Genomic DNA, 16,424 nt, shown 5'->3' with positions numbered 1-16,424 from the left:
TCATATAGGTACATGGAGTTCACTTTGGTGGGCTTCGTGTACTTTTTTGTATTGGAGGTGGATGTGGATGCAGAACCGATTGCTTGGCATTCATATGATTGTGCAAAATGAAGAACGGCACCTGTCCCGCTGTCTGAACAGCTTGAAACAAGCAGGATTAGAAATGTTTATTACAGATACCGGCTCATCCGACCGTACACCTGATATCGCCAGAAATTATGGTGCGACCGTACTGCACGCCAGTTGGGAAGATGATTTTGCCAAAGCTCGAAATATTAGTCTGCCTTTGGCAGCCTCGGAATGGATTCTCTGCCTGGATGCTGATGAGTATGTCATTGAAGGCCTGGAAGAGTTAATGCATGTTCTGCCAAATGTCCATAAAAGCGTTACGAGATTACGCATAACGATAGAAAATCAGCTCGGTGATGGACCGGAGAACAAGGTTCTATCCTATCCGGTACGCTTGTTCCGTGCACATCATGGTTATCGGTACACAGGGCGTATTCATGAGCAGTTGGTAAGGCAGCGCCATGAAGGGTGTCGCGGGGACGATACCCCTGCAGTGAATGAGTCTGGAAGGCGAACCGATGCACGTTCAGATTCACCAGAAGCCAGGACAGCGGATGAAGAAGCAGTTCTAGAACCGCTGATGCCTTTACGTATACATCATGATGGTTATCTGGCATCGGTCATCACTGCAGGTGATAAACCCAAGCGGAATCTGCGTCTGATTGAGCTGGAACTGGCGGATCAACCGGCACACCCCTTCCATCTGTACAATCTGGGAGTAACCCATTGTCAGCTGGGTAGTCTGGAGCAGGCGGCGGATGCATTCACTGAATCGCTGCGGCTTGCTGCACTGCAGGCCCCTTACCGTCCTACTCTGGTGAAAGATTTAACCAAAGTGCTTACAGCACTGAAGCGTTACGAAGAGGCACATATGCTGCTTGCCGCCGAATGTCATCGTTACCCTGCATATGCAGATCTGCATTTGATATATGGCGAGATTCTGGAGTGCCAGGGTTTGCAGGAACGGGCGTATGGGGCCTATGCACGGGCGAGCACCTGTCACTCCAGACAGGATAATCAAGAAAGGGCTGGCTCGGATGAAGCAGTAACCGAGCCTGTTTACGTAACTGAAGCGGGCTCAGGTAGTTACCGGGCATATACATCCATGGCCCGGCTCGCACAGAAGCGGGGATTCGTGCAGGAAGCTGTTGGTCTATACGAGCTGGCGCTGAAGCATCTGTCCACCTATGAGCCTGCATGGACGGGGCTGGCAGATGCGCTGCAGCAGCAGGGGATTTCGGATGAACAGATTGCAGATCGGCTGCTGAACTTGTCTGATCTATTGAATCAGAGAGATTCGACCGATCAAGCAGATCAGTCGGATAGCCCCCACTGCTCTTGGGATAGAGGGACCGAGCTTATCCAAATCGTCTATGCCCTTGCTGAATGTGGAGCATACAAGCAGGCACTGCAATTACTAGGCAGTGAAGCGTCCGACCTCTGTATCCCTGCGGGTGATCGCATTCATTGGCTGCTGTGTGCAGGCCAAGTCACAGATGCATGGCATCTCGCTGAGGATCGTTGGGGAGAACCAAGCAGAAAGAACAGGAAGCAGGTCGACAGCGGATTAGTCAATGCTGCCGAGGTTCAGGGAGTTACGACTGGAGCCCTTCGAGCAGTGGAGAAAAGTGACTGGGCTCTGGCCTGCTGGGCGATCGGAAAGAGGTTAACTCCCTCTTTTCTCGCGACATCAGCACCACCGGAGAGGGACATGTGGAAGGTAGCAGACCGACTGCTGTATGAGTACAGATATCAACCATCTACTAGCTATTCCTCAATAGATGTGACGGAAGCTCAGCTTCTGCAGTGGAGCGAAGCCGCACAGCTTGCGGCAAAACAAGTCGTAACCCGGGCGGTTCAGAGCGGCCAGCTGTTGATTGCGCAGGAGCTGCAGGAGCAGTTTTCCAGGATTATGCCGGGCCATGAGAGGAACAAGTCAGCAATTCGGCGGAGTTTTGCAGGTCTGCTCTATCGATATGGATATACGATGATTGCTGCCGAGATGTTGATTCAGTGTATGACCGAGGGTGAGCTGGATGCGGAAGGGCTTTTTTGGCTTGGGGAAACGCTGTATGCGAAAGGGCACTCGGAACAGGCGTTGTCATTGTTTGAACAGGCACTGGAACGTAGATCAGATCTCGGTCCAGCCCGTGCCGGAGCAGCCGTCTGTTATCTTCGGATGGCTGTTGAGATAATCCGTCAGGAACAGATTCGTTCCCCTGAAAATGCAGCGCTTGGGGCTCAACGGATGGCTTTGGAACTGCAGCTGCGGACTGCCGAGGGCATCCCTTGGCGGACCGTGTATGGTGCAAAGGAGAGGAGGAATCGCCATGCAGGCACAGCAGCACCAGATTCATCAGGGTCAGGCGCAGCGAATCTCCCTGTGCATGATCGTGAGGGATGAGGAAGACGTACTGCCGCGCTGTCTCGAAAGTGTACGCGGTGCAGTTGACGAGGTCATCGTAGTGGACACCGGCTCGTCAGATCGGAGTGCGGCGATTGCACGGAAGTATGGCGCGAAGGTCGTTGAGTTTGCGTGGTGCGATGACTTTGCCGCAGCACGGAATGCTGGCCTGGAGCAGGCTTCCGGCGACTGGATTCTGTTTCTTGATGCGGACGAGGCACTGGAGCAGGCAGCACGGGAGCAGCTCAGAAGCTGGACGGCAGTCAGCGGATGTGACGGATTGTTTTTAAACATTCATAACTATACGGGTTCGGGTCAGCAGGGCGTAACGGTTAATCCGGTGCTGCGTCTGTTTCGCAATGCTCCTGGGCACCGGTTCAAGGGGCGAATTCATGAGCAGATTGCCGCAGCGATCTGTGAGCGAAATCCGGAGGCTGCGTTTCATGTGACAGACATGGTCATTCACCATTACGGGTATCAGACGGAGATTGTGGAGCGTAAAGATAAGGTGAATCGCAACGTGCGTCTGCTGCAGCAGGCTGTGGCAGAGGAGCCGGGCCAGCCGTTTCATCACTATAATCTGGGCGTGGAGTATTTGCGTGTAGGTGAAGCGGAGCAGGCACTCGAATCGTTTGGCAGAGCTCGCAAGATGATTGATCCGACGACAACCAGTTATGCTCATCTGCTGTTGAAATACGAAGTTCGCTGTCTGGAGCATCTGCAGCGCTGGCAGGAGGCTCTGGATTGCGTGGATGGGGCGCTGGAGTTGTTCCCGGAGTACACGGATCTGATGCACCACCGTGCCATCTGTGCGGATGCCATAGGGGACACGGCAGCAGCGGAGAAATCGCTTCGTGAAGCCATTCTGCAGGGACCGCCGCCGGCGATATATCACACCGAAGAAGGGATGGGCACATACCAGACATGGTACACCTTGGGCCGCCTGCTGGAAGGGAAGGCTGATCTGGAGGGAGCTGTGGATGCTTATGTGGAAGCCGTGCGTGCGAAATCCAGTCTGCTGCCGCCGCTGTATCGTATATTTCGAATTATGCGGGTATCCGGTCAGGAACAGCAGATTCCAGCGATGGCTGCGTCACGTTTTGCGATAAATTCGGAGGAGGCTTTGGCTAAAGTACTGGGTATTCTGGAGCAGTGCCGCTGCTGCGATGCAGCTCTTGAACTGCTTGGAGAGATGTCACCTGTACCTTCCGGGGAACAGCGGGAGAAACGATCTGCTGCGGAGGCATTACTTCATATCCAGCGGGGAGATTGGGGCAAAGCGCGTTTGAAATTTGAAACCGTGAAGCGAAAAAAGGGCTCAATGGCATCTCTGGCTGGCCGCTGGCTTGAACGAATGCAGTGGTTGGAGGGAAAGGAAGCAAGTCCAGGTGATTCCCTTACACTCTGGCTGATGAAAGGCGCACAAGAAACCAATAGATCTGAACTTCAAAACAAACCTGACAGTAAGAACATCACGAACACAGTTCGTGAAGGGATGTATGATGGCTGGCAGGCAATCGGACTGATGATGGAAGGGTGCGTCCGGTCTGGAAGATGGCAGGCGCTGCATGGATTAATCCAAAGAGGACGTCAGCTGCTGGAGGAAGTGGATCGTATAGCGGGGCAGGGATTGAATCAGAAACAGAGTACTGGCAGTGAACCGGAGCGCTGTGGGACTGAAAGAGAACGCCGGGAGAGCGATACGAAGGGAAAACGGAGTGAGCAACCTTTCCCGGGAGCGTCAGATACTTTGAGCGGCACAAGCTGGCTCGTTAAAGGACTGATTAGTGCGGCCGATCATCATCTGGCACAGCTTGTACCTGGCAGCGAACAGATGGAGCAAGAGAGGCAGCGTCATGCGTACTGGCCTGTCATTCAGCATATAAGGCTGGAATTGCCGGGAGCAGATGGATTTGAGAGCTGAGCTGAGAGACAGAAGTCGTGAGCAGTAAAAGTGAACGTTAAAAGTGAACGTTAGAAGTGATAAATCAGAGCGGGGTAGACTTCTTTGGTAAAAACGCAAAGGTGAGTAGTGAAAAGAGACATGTGCAGTAACGGCACAGGCAGAGAGGCACAGAAAGGAAATATGAAAGGAGAAACTTGAGAAGAAAATCTAGAAAGGAGGGGTGACCTAAACAGTCCTGATTGTTGTGATAGTGCAGCCTTTGTTGAAGGGAGGGATGGTGCGGGTGAGGGGTGGGATCAGCTTATGTATGATTGTGAAGGATGAAGGCGGGTTTCTGGATCGTTGTTTGAATTCGGTGAGCAGTATGGTAGATGAGATTATAGTTGTAGATACAGGATCGACGGATGATTCAGCAGCGATAGCCCAGCGCTACGATGCAGTGGTCATTGATATGGAGTGGAGTGGTGATTTCAGTCAGGCACGTAATCTGTCGCTGGCCGCAGCGAATTATTCATGGATTCTGATCTTGGACGCAGATGAAGAATGGATGCAGCCTTTTCAGACGAAATCGGAGCTGATGGAATGGCTGGAAGCCGGAAGTGAAGAGGTCTGGGGGTATTGGATTAAGGTAACGAGCCTGCTGGGCACATCAGGCGAGGAACGTGTAACGGATGAAGTCTGCCGTCTGTTTCGTAATGATCCCCGGATTGCCTTTCGCGGAAGGATTCATGAGGAAGCAGCTTCTTCCATTCTGGCTGTTATGCCGTACGGGATTCGACACTCGGTAATAGAGATTATTCATTATGGCTATTTGGATAAAATCATTGCCGCCAAGCGTAAAGATGTCCGGAATATGCAGCTCATCCGGCTGGCTCTACAGCATACACCGGATCAGCCAGAACTGCTCTATGCGCTGGCCGCCGAGTGGTTTCAGCAGGCCAAGTATGATGAAGCACTTCGATTATTGATGCCGCTGCTCGCACGGCTTGAACCGGAGTGTGGTTATCATTCTGATGTGGTGCTGAAAACAGCTTATGCCTGGAGAGAGCTCGGCCAAACTGAGCGGGCGCGATCCGTGGTGGAGACGTGGGCTTCGGTATACGGGGATTTTCCGGATTTGCTGGAGCTGGGCGCCGTACTGGAATTGGATCAGGGGCGGGTTGACCTTGCCCTGAAGTGGTTAAAGCGAGCGAAGTCAGGTGCATCGTCAGCAGGTCGGTATACTTCTGTGTCGGGTGCGGGAACCTACCGCAGCCTGACACTGGAAGGAATGGCTCATGAGCAGGCTGGCCGCTGGCAGGAAGCGGAAGCCGCCTACATGGCGGTGCTGAGCATGCAGCCGGGCAATCGGGCAGCTTGGCAGCGACTGCTGCTGCTTGGCGCAGCCACGGGACGGCCGCAGGCCATTGCCAGTGCGGCCGAGGGAATGAGCCTGCCGCCAGCAGCGCAGCAGGCAATGGTTTCGGCCGCGCTGGCTGCGCATCGGCCGGAATGGCTGCTGCGCCATGCGGCTGCGCTGGGCCCGGCAGTGCGGATGCAGCCGCTTGCTGCCGGGCTTGTGCTGGCGCAGCTGGGTGAGCATGCATCCGCCAGTGCGGCAATACGGCCTTGGCAGGCGCATGCGCAGCACGGGCCGGAGGCTGCTCTTGCGCTGTGGGCGCTGGGACACAAGTATCGGAGCACAGGTGGGCGTAGAGCAGCATGCCGGCAGGCAGTCGTACCCGAAGCGGCGTTTGCTGCCGAGAGGCTGCTGCAAAGCGGGAATGCATCCGCCAGCGGTGATGTATACAGCCAGAGGCTGCAGACAGATGCACAGATTCGGACACAAGCGGATTCGCAAAAACAGGCGAATGCAGTGATGCAGGTGCAGGGCGGGGGAGAGTCCCGATCGAAGACGCGGATAAATGCACAGATAAACGCACAGGAAGGAGCGGATGCAAAGACCGAGGCACATGATCGTGCACCTCGGCCCAGCAGCCTTGTGCTGCCAGCAGCAGCTCCGCAGCCCAGCCCCGTGCCTGCGCTGCTCGCGCCCGCACAGGCGCTCGCCGCCGTAGGGGCGTGGCCCGCATGGCTTCGCCTGCTGCAGGCACTCCCGCCGGGCGGCGCGCTGGCGCTGCTCACAGCGCTCCCGCCTGCGGCTCGCTGCGGGCTGCTGCGCGCACCCGCACGCGTCCGCGAAGGCCTGCTTGCGCTGTGCGGCACGCCCGGCAGCGCGCAGCAGCCCCTCGCGGACGAAGTGCCCGCCCCTGCTCGCGCAGCGCATGCGCTCTTGGCGGGCACGCTCGCGCTGCTCGCCGGGCGGCAGGGCCTGGCACGTGATTGGGCCGAACATTCGGCCCGGATCACGGCACAGCAGGCTGCCGCCCAAGGCCGCCCGGCGCAGGTCCAGCCGCCGGGCCTGCAGACCCTGCTGCGCCTGACGGCTCCCGGCGCAGCCACCGCCCCTACTTTCCAGCAGCAGTGCAGCATGCTGCTGGTGTACCTGTAATCCGGCTGTGCCCCTGCCGGACAGCACAAGGATGCCCCTTCTTTAACAGAGCAAAAAGTCGGGGCATCCGGCAGACGCTGTACCCAGCCTTATTTTTCATCAATATCCTGTCCGTATTTGAAACTTCCGAACCCTTCCTGACTAATTAAATGGAGCTGTATCCAAATGCCCCGGTTTCCAAAAGAACGGCCTAATGCATTTCAGAAAAAGCCTAATACACAGTTCTAAGGACACTGCTGTAGTAGTTCATCCGGTAATCCCACATTCTCACATTCCATGTACATTTCACAGTGTGTTCCCCATGCATACAGTGTGTCTCTCACGGACGGTATCCTTTATCCGTCTTACAGATCACAGCCCGGAAGCAGCGGATGGGGGCGCCGTACATATCCGAGGAAATGGCGTCATCCGGTTCTTCTACATTCAGCTTATCTTCAATGGTCAGCCCGGTGACAGCCATGATCGTTTCCAGCAAATCCGGACGCATCTCGGGTACATCAAAGGTGGCGATTAATTGTCCATCCCGCTTTAATACCCTTGCAAATTCACGGAAAGCTCGCAGCATTGTGCCGGTATCCAGATGTTCCAGCACAGAGATGCAGAATACGCGGTCAAACTGTTCGGCAGCATACGGCAGCTGAGCCAGGTTGGCCTGTGTGCGGTTGAGCCGTGTCAGGTAGAATTCCGGCAGCTTCCGGGCTGCCTGTTCACCGAAATCAGCTGCGATATCCAGCCGAATCGCCTCTTCGGACAAAATGCGTTCATCCCAGTCGCATGCGTGAACCTCACGGCAGTGTTCAGTGAGCCAAAATTTGAACGGGTGAGATATGCCGCAGGCCGCATCCAGCACGACATCATCCGGGCGCGCGAACTGGCGAGCCCACTCATACTCATAAGGACGACTCCACCATGCGGGGTGAAGTGGAAAGACCAGCGTATCTGTCTTCGGATCGTTCTGCCGAATGTACCGTGATTCCATGATCTCCGCGGCGCCGGGTGTATCCATCATGTGTGAATTCCCTCCTTCAATCCTGTTTCCGCTAAAAAAGATTCCAGCACCCTGCTCCACCGGCTGCGCCATATGGACAGATCATAGGACAGCGCAGTTTCACGCGCGTAGATGCCAAGCCGCTCCCGTTCGGCGCGGTTCTGCACGAGACGAACAAGTGCGGCGGACAGTGCTTGCTCCCCTGGAGGAATGAGCAGTCCGTTGAAGCCGTCCTGGATCAGATCATTGAGCCCCCCGACGTTGGAAGCAATAACCGGAAGACCGCAGCTCATCGCTTCCAGACAAGCGTAGGAGGTGCCTTCGGAAAATAACGTAGGGATGACAACGATATCCGCCTGGTGGTAGGCGCTGCGAATATCTTTGAAATCGTACGTATGCTGCCGAATTCGTGCTGTATGTGGATGTGTGCGCTGCCAATAACGAAAGGCTCTGCCAACGGTACTGCCTTCCACCAGTTCCCCCGCAAATTCAACCTCCACATCCGGGAAAGCTCCCAGGAGCTTATCTGCAGCGAGCATCATCGGAATAATGCCGCGTTCGCTGCTGATACGGCGTGGATATAAAATACGAACAGGGCGGGGAGGAGACAGAGGCTTATCGTCCTCAGTCTGGTCCTGTGCCCTTTGATGAGGAAGAGCTTCGGTAGTTCCGTATTCTACAGAGATCGTATCTGGGCTGCCTAACGGATCTGCATAAAGACTCTTCGTTCTGACCTTTTCTTCGTTACTACTACTACTGTATGCATCAGTACTATCATGATCTGCATCCTCATGAATCGATGTATCATCTCCCGACTCTGGAGCCATCATGTGTGCATGTTCAGCAGGCACTGCTGTTTCCCTTTTCCAAGCCTCCATCCATTCTTCCTCATGACGCTGCGTGAGTGTTCTGCTTGGCGGAGCAGGGGTGAAGTAAGCAGTATCCACTGCATTAGGAATCAGCACAATTTGTTCCGGATCGCTATACATACAGGCTGCCCGGCAAAAGGTCTGGAAATGGGAGTCCACCGAGACGATGCGAACGAGTCCATCCAGTGCCAGCTGGATATGTTCGGCAACCTGACGTTTGGTGTCCAGCGGCAGACCAGGGCGATCCCAGTTAATGCCATGACATATTCCGAGACTGCCTGGCTTGTAGTTGATGGGCTGCCATAGGCAGCTTGCATAGATAATGGGTCCACGGGCTGCTGCAGCCATCCGTTCAAATGCCTCCGGTACATTCTCCATGTCATAATCGTAGCCATAGACGTCAATCTGCTCCGTTCGGGTCTGGAACGCTTCGAAATAGGACAGCTGATGGACTTCGGGAATATGACCAAGACGGCGAATGACACTGCATAGATCTAGAATGTAGCGCTCCAGCCCGCCGCCGAATACACGGCCGTATTCCCGGTTGTACCCATCGGTAAAACTATGGGTAAGTATGCTGACCACACTCATATTACAGCTCCTCCTTCCAAGGGAGCAGCCGCGGTTCGGGGTCCAGAATGGACTCATACTGGGCGGTACTGCCCCACTCCCCGTGCGGATCAATGCGCTTGTATCGTAAATATTTACGAACCCGATCTTCCAGACTGCCGGCCCAGCCAAGATGCTGTACTTTCAGTTCTGTGTGTACCCCCGGCAGTACTGTACAGGATACAGGAAGACGGGGAACATGGTGATTCTGCTGCGGGTAGAAATAGGGATATCCGGGCATGTAACGAACAAGGGATGCCGTATGGCGCTTGTGCATGGACCAGAGCTCATCCTCCCGGTAATGGGTTCGCCCACCCCACATATCAAAGAACCGGAAGGCAAACCAGTCTGCATAGTCCTGATTGATAAGCTTCCGTATGGCCTTTTTGGCTTCGGTGCTGTACAGTTCATCGGCATCAACAGAGAGAAGCCAGTCTGGATCTGTACTGACTGCTGCCTGCCACAGTGTGCTGCGAAGACGCCATTCCTCGGCAAACAGCGGTTTCTCCAGCACCTCCAGACGCACTACCTTTGGAAAAGCACCGCATATATCGGGTGTTCTATCTGTACTGGCATCATCGACAATGACAATCTCGTCCACGAATCCGCTCAGATCATGCAGCACTTCCTCGAGATAACGCCCTTGTTCGTTTCGTACTTGAAGCATGGCTGTCAGTTTGTTGTTTTTACTTTTGCGTACCCGTCTTACAGTGAAGGGCTGTGTAAAAGCATCCATTCCGGTATCCCGTATCGGAGGAGAGCCCGGGTCCTCTTCAATTCGTGAATTAAAGACGCGATGAACCTGGCTCTGCGCGCTTTGGGATTGGAAACCAGAAGACACCGCCTGAAGGCTCTGAGGAGGAGTGTTATCTCGTTTATCGGTCGTCTGCGTTTGAAGCAAATCATGCATGATGGGCCTGCTTCCAGGAGTTCTACGCTTTTTCGGGTCCATCCTTAAGGCACCTCCCCAAGCAGCTGCTGTACGGCATGATCCAGCAGCTCCATTTCCATAATCCGAGCCAGCGCATCTTCATCCTCTAGGGCCGTCTCCAGAAACAGCCTCACTGCACCGTGACGCTCTCCTCGGAGAGCCAAGGCTGTCCCGGATAACTGCCGGTACTGCATAAGGCTGGCTCCGTCCAGAATATCGATGGCATGAACCAGAGCGAGTGCGGACTCTACCCGCTCTGTTTCCTGGTAGATACGAAACTTCCAGTGTCTCGCTGTTTCCCCGCCCAGATCATCCAGAATACGCAGTGCAGTATCGTAGTCGTCATTGATGCGCAGCAGTTCCGCTTGAACCAGCTGATTCTCCCCTGCTTCCAACCAGCGGCATAACTGCTCGTAATGATGGCGTTCTTGTTCAGTGGCTGCGCTGATGCCGAACACCTGTAAAGCTTCTTCGACCTGACCTGACTTCGCATGAATGGCCGACAGGAAGCGATAATGAGACACCACACAATCCTGCCGCCCGTTGAAGACCGCATGAGTGAAGGCTTCCTGAAGCGAAGCGGCAGCATGAGAATCGTGCAGCAAATACTCATAAGCCGAGAGCAGAAAGGAGATCGTTTCATGAGGCCCCGCTTTGGATCGAAGCTGTCTGTAATAGTCCGCTCGCACACGACACTGAAGGGGTGTAATGCTGTCCGGTATACCTGACAGAACCTGCCGCAGTGCATGCAGGAAAAACAATTCATAGTCCCTCAGTGCAATCCGTGTGCTGCCTTGGTGTACATAACCGACAGGGGAGGGGTCCTCACCTCCCAGCCAGACGGATCGAATGCCTTGAAAGAGCAGTTTCATGTACCGGGTTTCCGAAGATGTGCCTACCAGATCGGCAATGCCGACAAGTCTGGAGATGCTGCTCTCCCACAGCGGAGATGCGGCTTCATCTCCTGCGGGTTCAGGCAGCAGTGCAATGCATACTTCCGGCTTTAATGAGGCCACAGCCATAAGCCAATAGGGATGTGCAACAACTGCAGCTGTGTTCGGCTCCTGTAATCGGTTCTCCGCTTCCGAAAGGGAGATCACTTGAATCGCTTCTGGCAGTTCTTCCTCCGCAGCCGTACGGCTGCTGACATAATAGAGGTTTCCTTGTTCTGCCGCCAATAGAGCCGCGATATCTGGATATGGAAAGGAAGGCCATCCTCCTTTCCGCGGAAAAAGTACGTATTGGACGGCTTCGTTTGCAGAAGGTGTGGACATAGACAGTTCTGGTGCTGCCTTTTTTGAGTCATCTGTATGTTCCGGGTTCAGCTTGGGATCTGCATCCGTTAACGGTTCGAATGGTTCCATCTGTACTCACCTCACTTAGAAAGGGGAATTTCTCTTATGTAAAAAGTCATTGCCGTCCTGTGTATCATCTGTCTGAAACTAACATATGGGCATTTGTCTCCAAACATGAACAACTTCCATGAATAGATGCAGGAGTCGAGACAAATCAGCTGCGGGCAAGCCGGATAAATAGGCTTAATTTTATCTATTGTGTGACCGAGGTCACTTTTTTTGTCGGGAAGAGGCGGGATTGTGATAATTCTCACATGTGAAAATTAGGTAATCTGGCACAATACGTTCAATAACGTATTTGGAGAACAGACAGCGAAGGTACCTGCTTCAATGCCATTTACGTATCTGCTAAAGCGAACAGAAAGAAGGGGTAAACGTATGGATCCGATTATGCTATCGCGTATCCAGTATGCACTTACAACGATTTTTCACTTTTTCTTTGTACCGCTGTCCATCGGCCTTGTGCTGCTGGTTGCGATCATGGAGACGTTGTATGTTGCGAAGGGAAAAGAAATCTACAAAACAATGGCCAAGTTCTGGGGCAAGCTGTTCCTGATCAACTTTGCCGTCGGAGTAGTAACAGGTATTTTGCAAGAATTTCAGTTTGGCATGAACTGGTCGGAGTATTCCCGGTTTGTCGGTGACGTCTTCGGTGCGCCGCTGGCAATCGAAGCCCTGCTGGCATTTTTTATGGAATCGACATTTATCGGTCTATGGATCTTCGGCTGGGACCGTTTGTCCAAAAAAGTGCATCTGGCTTGTATTTGGCTTGTCTTTATCGGCACTTTCCTGTCCGCGCTTTGGATTTTGGCGGCCAATTCCTTTATGCAGCATCCGGTCGGATTCGCCATGAATAATGGCCGGGCAGAGATGAATGATTTCTTTGCACTGATTACAAATGGGCAGCTCCTCGTTGAATTTCCGCATACGATTTTTGGTGCGTTGATGACAGGTGCTTTTGTAGTAACGGGTATCAGTGCCTATAAGCTCATGAAAAAGAAGGACGTCGAAGTATTCCGCAGATCCTTCAACATCGCAGTTATTGTCGGTCTTGTATCCTCGCTAGGTGTAGCTTTTTCAGGACACTTCCAGGCTCAATATCTGGTGGAAACACAGCCGATGAAAATGGCTGCAAGTGAAGGGACATGGACGACAACAGAAGATCCGGCACCTTGGACGGTCATTGCCTCCATTGATCCGGAGAAGCAGGAGAACTCCGGCGAGATCAAAATCCCCGGACTGCTCAGTTACCTGTCTTACAGTAAATTCTCAGGCAGCGTCAAAGGGATGAAAGAGCTGAATGCGGAGTACCAGCAGACGTACGGCCCTGGAGACTATATTCCGCCTGTACGAACTACGTTCTGGAGCTTCCGTGTCATGATCGCTGCGGGTGGTTTGATGATTCTGCTGGCGATGTATGGTACATATCTGGCTTGGCGCAAGAAGCTCGAAGCGGCCAAACCTTGGTTTATGCGTCTGATGGTTTTTGCGATCTCCCTGCCTTTTATTGCGAATACAGCAGGCTGGATTATGACCGAGGTTGGCAGACAGCCGTGGACCGTATTCGGTTACATGACGACTGAAGCAGGTGTATCACCTAATGTATCAGCAGGTATGATTTTGTTCTCTACGATAGCCTTTACTGCGGCTTACACGGTTTTGGGTATCGTGATGGTGTATTTGTTTGTACGTAAAATCAAAGCAGGACCATACGCTGTTGACAAGTCGGAAGAAGAGGATGAGTCGGCTGATCCGTTTGGCATGGATGGGGGGTATTCCGTTGTTACTAAATGAACTGTGGTTTGTACTGATTGCCGTATTGTTCATCGGTTTTTTCTTTCTTGAAGGTTTCGACTTTGGTGTAGGCATGTCTACAGGTCTGATTGCCAAAACGGATCGTGAGCGTCGTACATTGATTAACTCGATTGGTCCGTTCTGGGATGGAAACGAAGTCTGGCTGCTGACCGCGGGCGGTGCCATGTTTGCGGCTTTCCCGCATTGGTACGCAACGCTGTTCAGCGGATTCTACCTGCCGCTTGTCGTTGTACTGCTGTTATTGATCGGACGGGGAGTTGCCTTTGAGTTCCGCAGTAAAATGAAACAGCAGCGCTGGCGCAAAACATGGGACGTCATCATTCTGGTGGCCAGTGCACTGCTGCCATTCCTGTTTGGGGTTGTTTTTGCCACACTGATGAAAGGTCTACCTATTGATGATCAGATGCAGATGCATGCCGGTTTCCTGGATATTGTGAATCCATACACCGTTGTAGGCGGCTTGAGTGTAACCCTGCTGTGTCTTGTACATGGGCTGTTATTTGCTTCTCTGCGTACCGTAGGTGAATTGAGGGAACGTGCACTTCAGATGGCCCAAAAATTAATGGTGCCGCTTGCTGTAGTTCTGGTCTTGTATGCTGTATTGACCTATCTGATGACAGATGTATTCGCTGTTCGCGGCTGGGCGCTCTGGATTATGGCGGCGCTTGGTGCAGCTGCATTTGCCCTTGCAGCGTATTTCATTCGTCAGAAGCGTGAAGGCTGGGCTTTTGGGATGACAGGGGCCGTCATTGCGATCGCTTTTGCATCCGTATTTATCGGGTTGTTCCCAAGAGTCATGGTAAGTTCACTCGGTTCAACATTTGACTTGACGGTATATAACGCGTCATCGGGCCCGTATTCCCTAAAAGTGATGACCATTGTTGCCTGCACGCTGCTGCCATTTGTGCTTGGCTATCAGATTTGGAGTTATTATATTTTCCGCAAACGTCTGAACGAACAGCATCACCTGGAGTACTGACATGGGACGCGGGCTGATGAAGCTGCCGGGCATCCGCCCGGTACTCGTACTGGCATCTGCGCTGGTGCTGCTGCAGGCGATGACGATTATTATGCAGGCCAAATGGCTCGCGCAGGCTGTTACTGCACTTTTTGAAGGTGCTGCCGTCGCGTCACAAGCTGCAGTACTGCTGCTGTTCCTGGCTGCTTTTGCCGCCCGCTACGCCCTGTCATTCTGCCTGCAGCTTGTTACCACGACGTATGCGGAGAAAACGGGAACCGATCTGCGGAGACAGATGACGGAACAGTGGTTTCGACTTGGGCCGCGTTACGCCAAGACAGAAGGTACAGGACATCTGGTAACGCTGGCACGTGAAGGCATTTCCCAGTATAAAACGTATCTCGAACTGTTTATTCCACGTATGCTCGGTATGGGATTTACGCCTGTTGTCATTTTGTTCTATGTGTTCAAACTGGATACAATGTCCGGTGTCATATTAATGCTGACACTGCCTATTCTGATTGTGTTCATGATTCTGATTGGTCTGGCAACCCAGCGAAAAATAGACGGACAATTCAAATCTTACAAAGCGCTGGCAAATCATTTTGTGGATACACTGCGCGGGCTGGAAACGTTGAAAACGCTGGGGCAGAGCAAATCACACGAAGGCTCGATTATGCGCGTGAGCCAGCGATATCGAAAAGCAACGATGTCGACGCTCCGCATGGCCTTTTTATCCTCCTTTGCTCTTGATTTCTTCACCATGCTGTCTGTTGCTTCGGTTGCAGTAGGACTTGGACTCCGGCTGACAGAAGGGCACATGCTGCTTGGTCCTGCCCTGACAGTACTTATTCTGGCACCGGAATATTTTCTGCCAGTACGGATGTTGGGCGCAGATTACCATGCGACTCTGGACGGCAAAGAAGCCGGGGAAGCCATTAATAAAGTCATTGAACGAGGCAAAGCTGCAGAGCAGCGTCAGAACGAAGTGTATGCAGGCATGATGGACCGGGCAGAAGGGCTGCATGGATGTAAGAGTGGAAATGAAGGAGACGTAGGTGAGGATGAGTCTGCACAAACCCCACCCGAGATACAGAACGCTCTAGATACCCGGAAGCTTTCTCCACTCCATACCTCTGTTTCCGCTTCACAGCTTCGAGTGGTGTTTAATCGGGATCTACATGCAGCGCAGCGGGCGAAAGCCTCATTTCCCACTTCGGCAGCAGCCGTGCATGCTGAATCCTTGGCCCTCGGCTCTGCCAATTCCTCGGTTTTACCGTTTATGTGGGGGGAGTGCAGTCGATTAGCGTTAACTGATATTCAGGTCCAGCATGAGGCGGAGGGGCCTTATTCTCTTCGGGATGTGACGTTCCAGCTGACCGGTCTTGGTAAGATTGGAATTATTGGTGCCAGTGGAGCTGGAAAATCAACGCTGATCGATATACTGGCGGGGTTCCAAACCCCGACGGCCGGACAAGTGCTGGTCAATGGACAGCATCTGAATCCGGATCTGCTTGAGTCTTGGCGTAGTCAGACGGCGGCAATCCCGCAGCATCCGTATATTTTCAGCGGTTCGATTGCGGATAACATTCGTTTCTATATGCCTGATACATCCGATGCCGTAGTGGCACAAGCTGCACAGGCTGCGGGGTTAACGAAGCTGCTTTCGTCTTTACCAAATGGACTGCATGAACAGATTGGTGCAGGAGGAAGACAGCTCAGCGGGGGGCAGGAACAGCGTGTGGCGCTGGCAAGAGCTCTGCTCAGTGAACGCCGCATTCTGCTGCTCGATGAACCTACAGCGCATCTGGACGTAGAGACTGAATATGAGTTGAAGCAGACGATGCTGCCGCTGTTCGAGGGCAGGCTTGTTTTTCTGGCCACGCATCGTCTGCACTGGATGCAGCATATGGACCGAATTATCGTTATGGAAGGCGGCACGGTGGCAGAGATCGGAACACATCAGGAGCTGCTTGCAAGACAAGGAGCATACTATCAAATGATTCAGGCGCAGATGGAGGCGATATGA

10 protein-coding genes are annotated in these 16,424 nt (G+C 53.2%); 6 read left to right on the top strand and 4 right to left on the bottom strand.

What is annotated here, in order from left to right; translation table 11 throughout:
- Positions 1 to 67 precede the first annotated feature (67 nt).
- From MKY97_RS27360 to MKY97_RS27350, 3 genes are all read left to right on the top strand, one after another.
- Entirely contained in the window at positions 68 to 2,473 is a 2,406-nt protein-coding gene (locus MKY97_RS27360) for a glycosyltransferase family 2 protein (protein WP_342553284.1), read from the top strand.
- On the top strand, positions 2,400 to 4,397 hold the full coding sequence (locus MKY97_RS27355) for a glycosyltransferase (RefSeq protein WP_342553283.1): 1,998 nt from the start codon (positions 2,400 to 2,402) through the stop codon (positions 4,395 to 4,397). Before MKY97_RS27360 ends, MKY97_RS27355 begins: the two co-directional genes overlap by 74 nt.
- Before the next feature lie 265 nt (positions 4,398 to 4,662).
- A complete protein-coding gene (locus MKY97_RS27350) occupies positions 4,663 to 6,870 on the top strand; it encodes a glycosyltransferase (RefSeq protein WP_342553282.1) in 2,208 nt (735 codons plus the stop codon).
- Between the two features lie 319 nt (positions 6,871 to 7,189).
- On the opposite strand, the gene MKY97_RS27345 is transcribed toward MKY97_RS27350, so the two are convergent.
- The 4 genes from MKY97_RS27345 to MKY97_RS27330 are packed head-to-tail and all read right to left on the bottom strand — an operon-like array spanning position 7,190 to position 11,631.
- Entirely contained in the window at positions 7,190 to 7,879 is a 690-nt protein-coding gene (locus MKY97_RS27345) for a class I SAM-dependent methyltransferase (RefSeq protein ID WP_342553281.1), read from the bottom strand.
- Positions 7,876 to 9,318 (bottom strand): glycosyltransferase family 4 protein, encoded by a 1,443-nt coding sequence (locus tag MKY97_RS27340; RefSeq protein WP_342553280.1) that lies wholly within the window; start codon positions 9,316 to 9,318, stop codon positions 7,876 to 7,878. Before MKY97_RS27340 ends, MKY97_RS27345 begins: the two co-directional genes overlap by 4 nt.
- A 1-nt stretch (position 9,319) precedes the next feature.
- The gene (locus tag MKY97_RS27335; RefSeq protein WP_342553279.1) at positions 9,320 to 10,288 is read right to left on the bottom strand and encodes a glycosyltransferase family 2 protein; all 969 of its coding nucleotides are present in this window, start codon (positions 10,286 to 10,288) and stop codon (positions 9,320 to 9,322) included.
- A gap of 2 nt (positions 10,289 to 10,290) precedes the next feature.
- The gene (locus tag MKY97_RS27330) at positions 10,291 to 11,631 is read right to left on the bottom strand and encodes a hypothetical protein (RefSeq protein WP_342553278.1); all 1,341 of its coding nucleotides are present in this window, start codon (positions 11,629 to 11,631) and stop codon (positions 10,291 to 10,293) included.
- Positions 11,632 to 12,000: 369 nt separating this feature from the next.
- On the opposite strand from MKY97_RS27330, the gene MKY97_RS27325 reads away from it, so the two are divergent.
- From MKY97_RS27325 to MKY97_RS27315, 3 genes are read left to right on the top strand one after another with little or no spacing between them, the layout of a single operon-like run.
- Positions 12,001 to 13,416 (top strand): cytochrome ubiquinol oxidase subunit I, encoded by a 1,416-nt coding sequence (locus MKY97_RS27325; RefSeq protein ID WP_342553277.1) that lies wholly within the window; start codon positions 12,001 to 12,003, stop codon positions 13,414 to 13,416.
- Positions 13,403 to 14,416, top strand: a complete 1,014-nt coding sequence (cydB, locus tag MKY97_RS27320) for a cytochrome d ubiquinol oxidase subunit II (RefSeq protein ID WP_342553276.1) — start codon at positions 13,403 to 13,405, stop codon at positions 14,414 to 14,416. Before MKY97_RS27325 ends, cydB begins: the two co-directional genes overlap by 14 nt.
- Before the next feature lies 1 nt (position 14,417).
- Positions 14,418 to 16,424 (top strand): ABC transporter ATP-binding protein/permease, encoded by a 2,007-nt coding sequence (locus tag MKY97_RS27315; RefSeq protein WP_342553275.1) that lies wholly within the window; start codon positions 14,418 to 14,420, stop codon positions 16,422 to 16,424.

This window comes from Paenibacillus sp. FSL R7-0652 (assembly GCF_038595045.1).
GTDB lineage: Bacteria > Bacillota > Bacilli > Paenibacillales > Paenibacillaceae > Paenibacillus.
Note: the sequence above shows the minus strand (reverse complement) of the source record. Positions and strands in the feature narration are given on the sequence as shown.

What these genes read in the sequence shown, in the direction of transcription:
- MKY97_RS27360 (WP_342553284.1), top strand. Translation starts at nt 68, where the DNA reads ATGCAGAACCGATTGCTTGGCATTCATATGATTGTGCAAAATGAAGAA.
- MKY97_RS27355 (WP_342553283.1), top strand. Translation starts at nt 2,400, where the DNA reads ATGCAGGCACAGCAGCACCAGATTCATCAGGGTCAGGCGCAGCGAATC.
- MKY97_RS27345 (WP_342553281.1), bottom strand. Translation starts at nt 7,879, where the DNA reads ATGATGGATACACCCGGCGCCGCGGAGATCATGGAATCACGGTACATT.
- MKY97_RS27340 (WP_342553280.1), bottom strand. Translation starts at nt 9,318, where the DNA reads ATGAGTGTGGTCAGCATACTTACCCATAGTTTTACCGATGGGTACAAC.
- MKY97_RS27335 (WP_342553279.1), bottom strand. Translation starts at nt 10,288, where the DNA reads ATGGACCCGAAAAAGCGTAGAACTCCTGGAAGCAGGCCCATCATGCAT.
- MKY97_RS27330 (WP_342553278.1), bottom strand. Translation starts at nt 11,631, where the DNA reads ATGGAACCATTCGAACCGTTAACGGATGCAGATCCCAAGCTGAACCCG.
- MKY97_RS27325 (WP_342553277.1), top strand. Translation starts at nt 12,001, where the DNA reads ATGGATCCGATTATGCTATCGCGTATCCAGTATGCACTTACAACGATT.
- MKY97_RS27315 (WP_342553275.1), top strand. Translation starts at nt 14,418, where the DNA reads ATGGGACGCGGGCTGATGAAGCTGCCGGGCATCCGCCCGGTACTCGTA.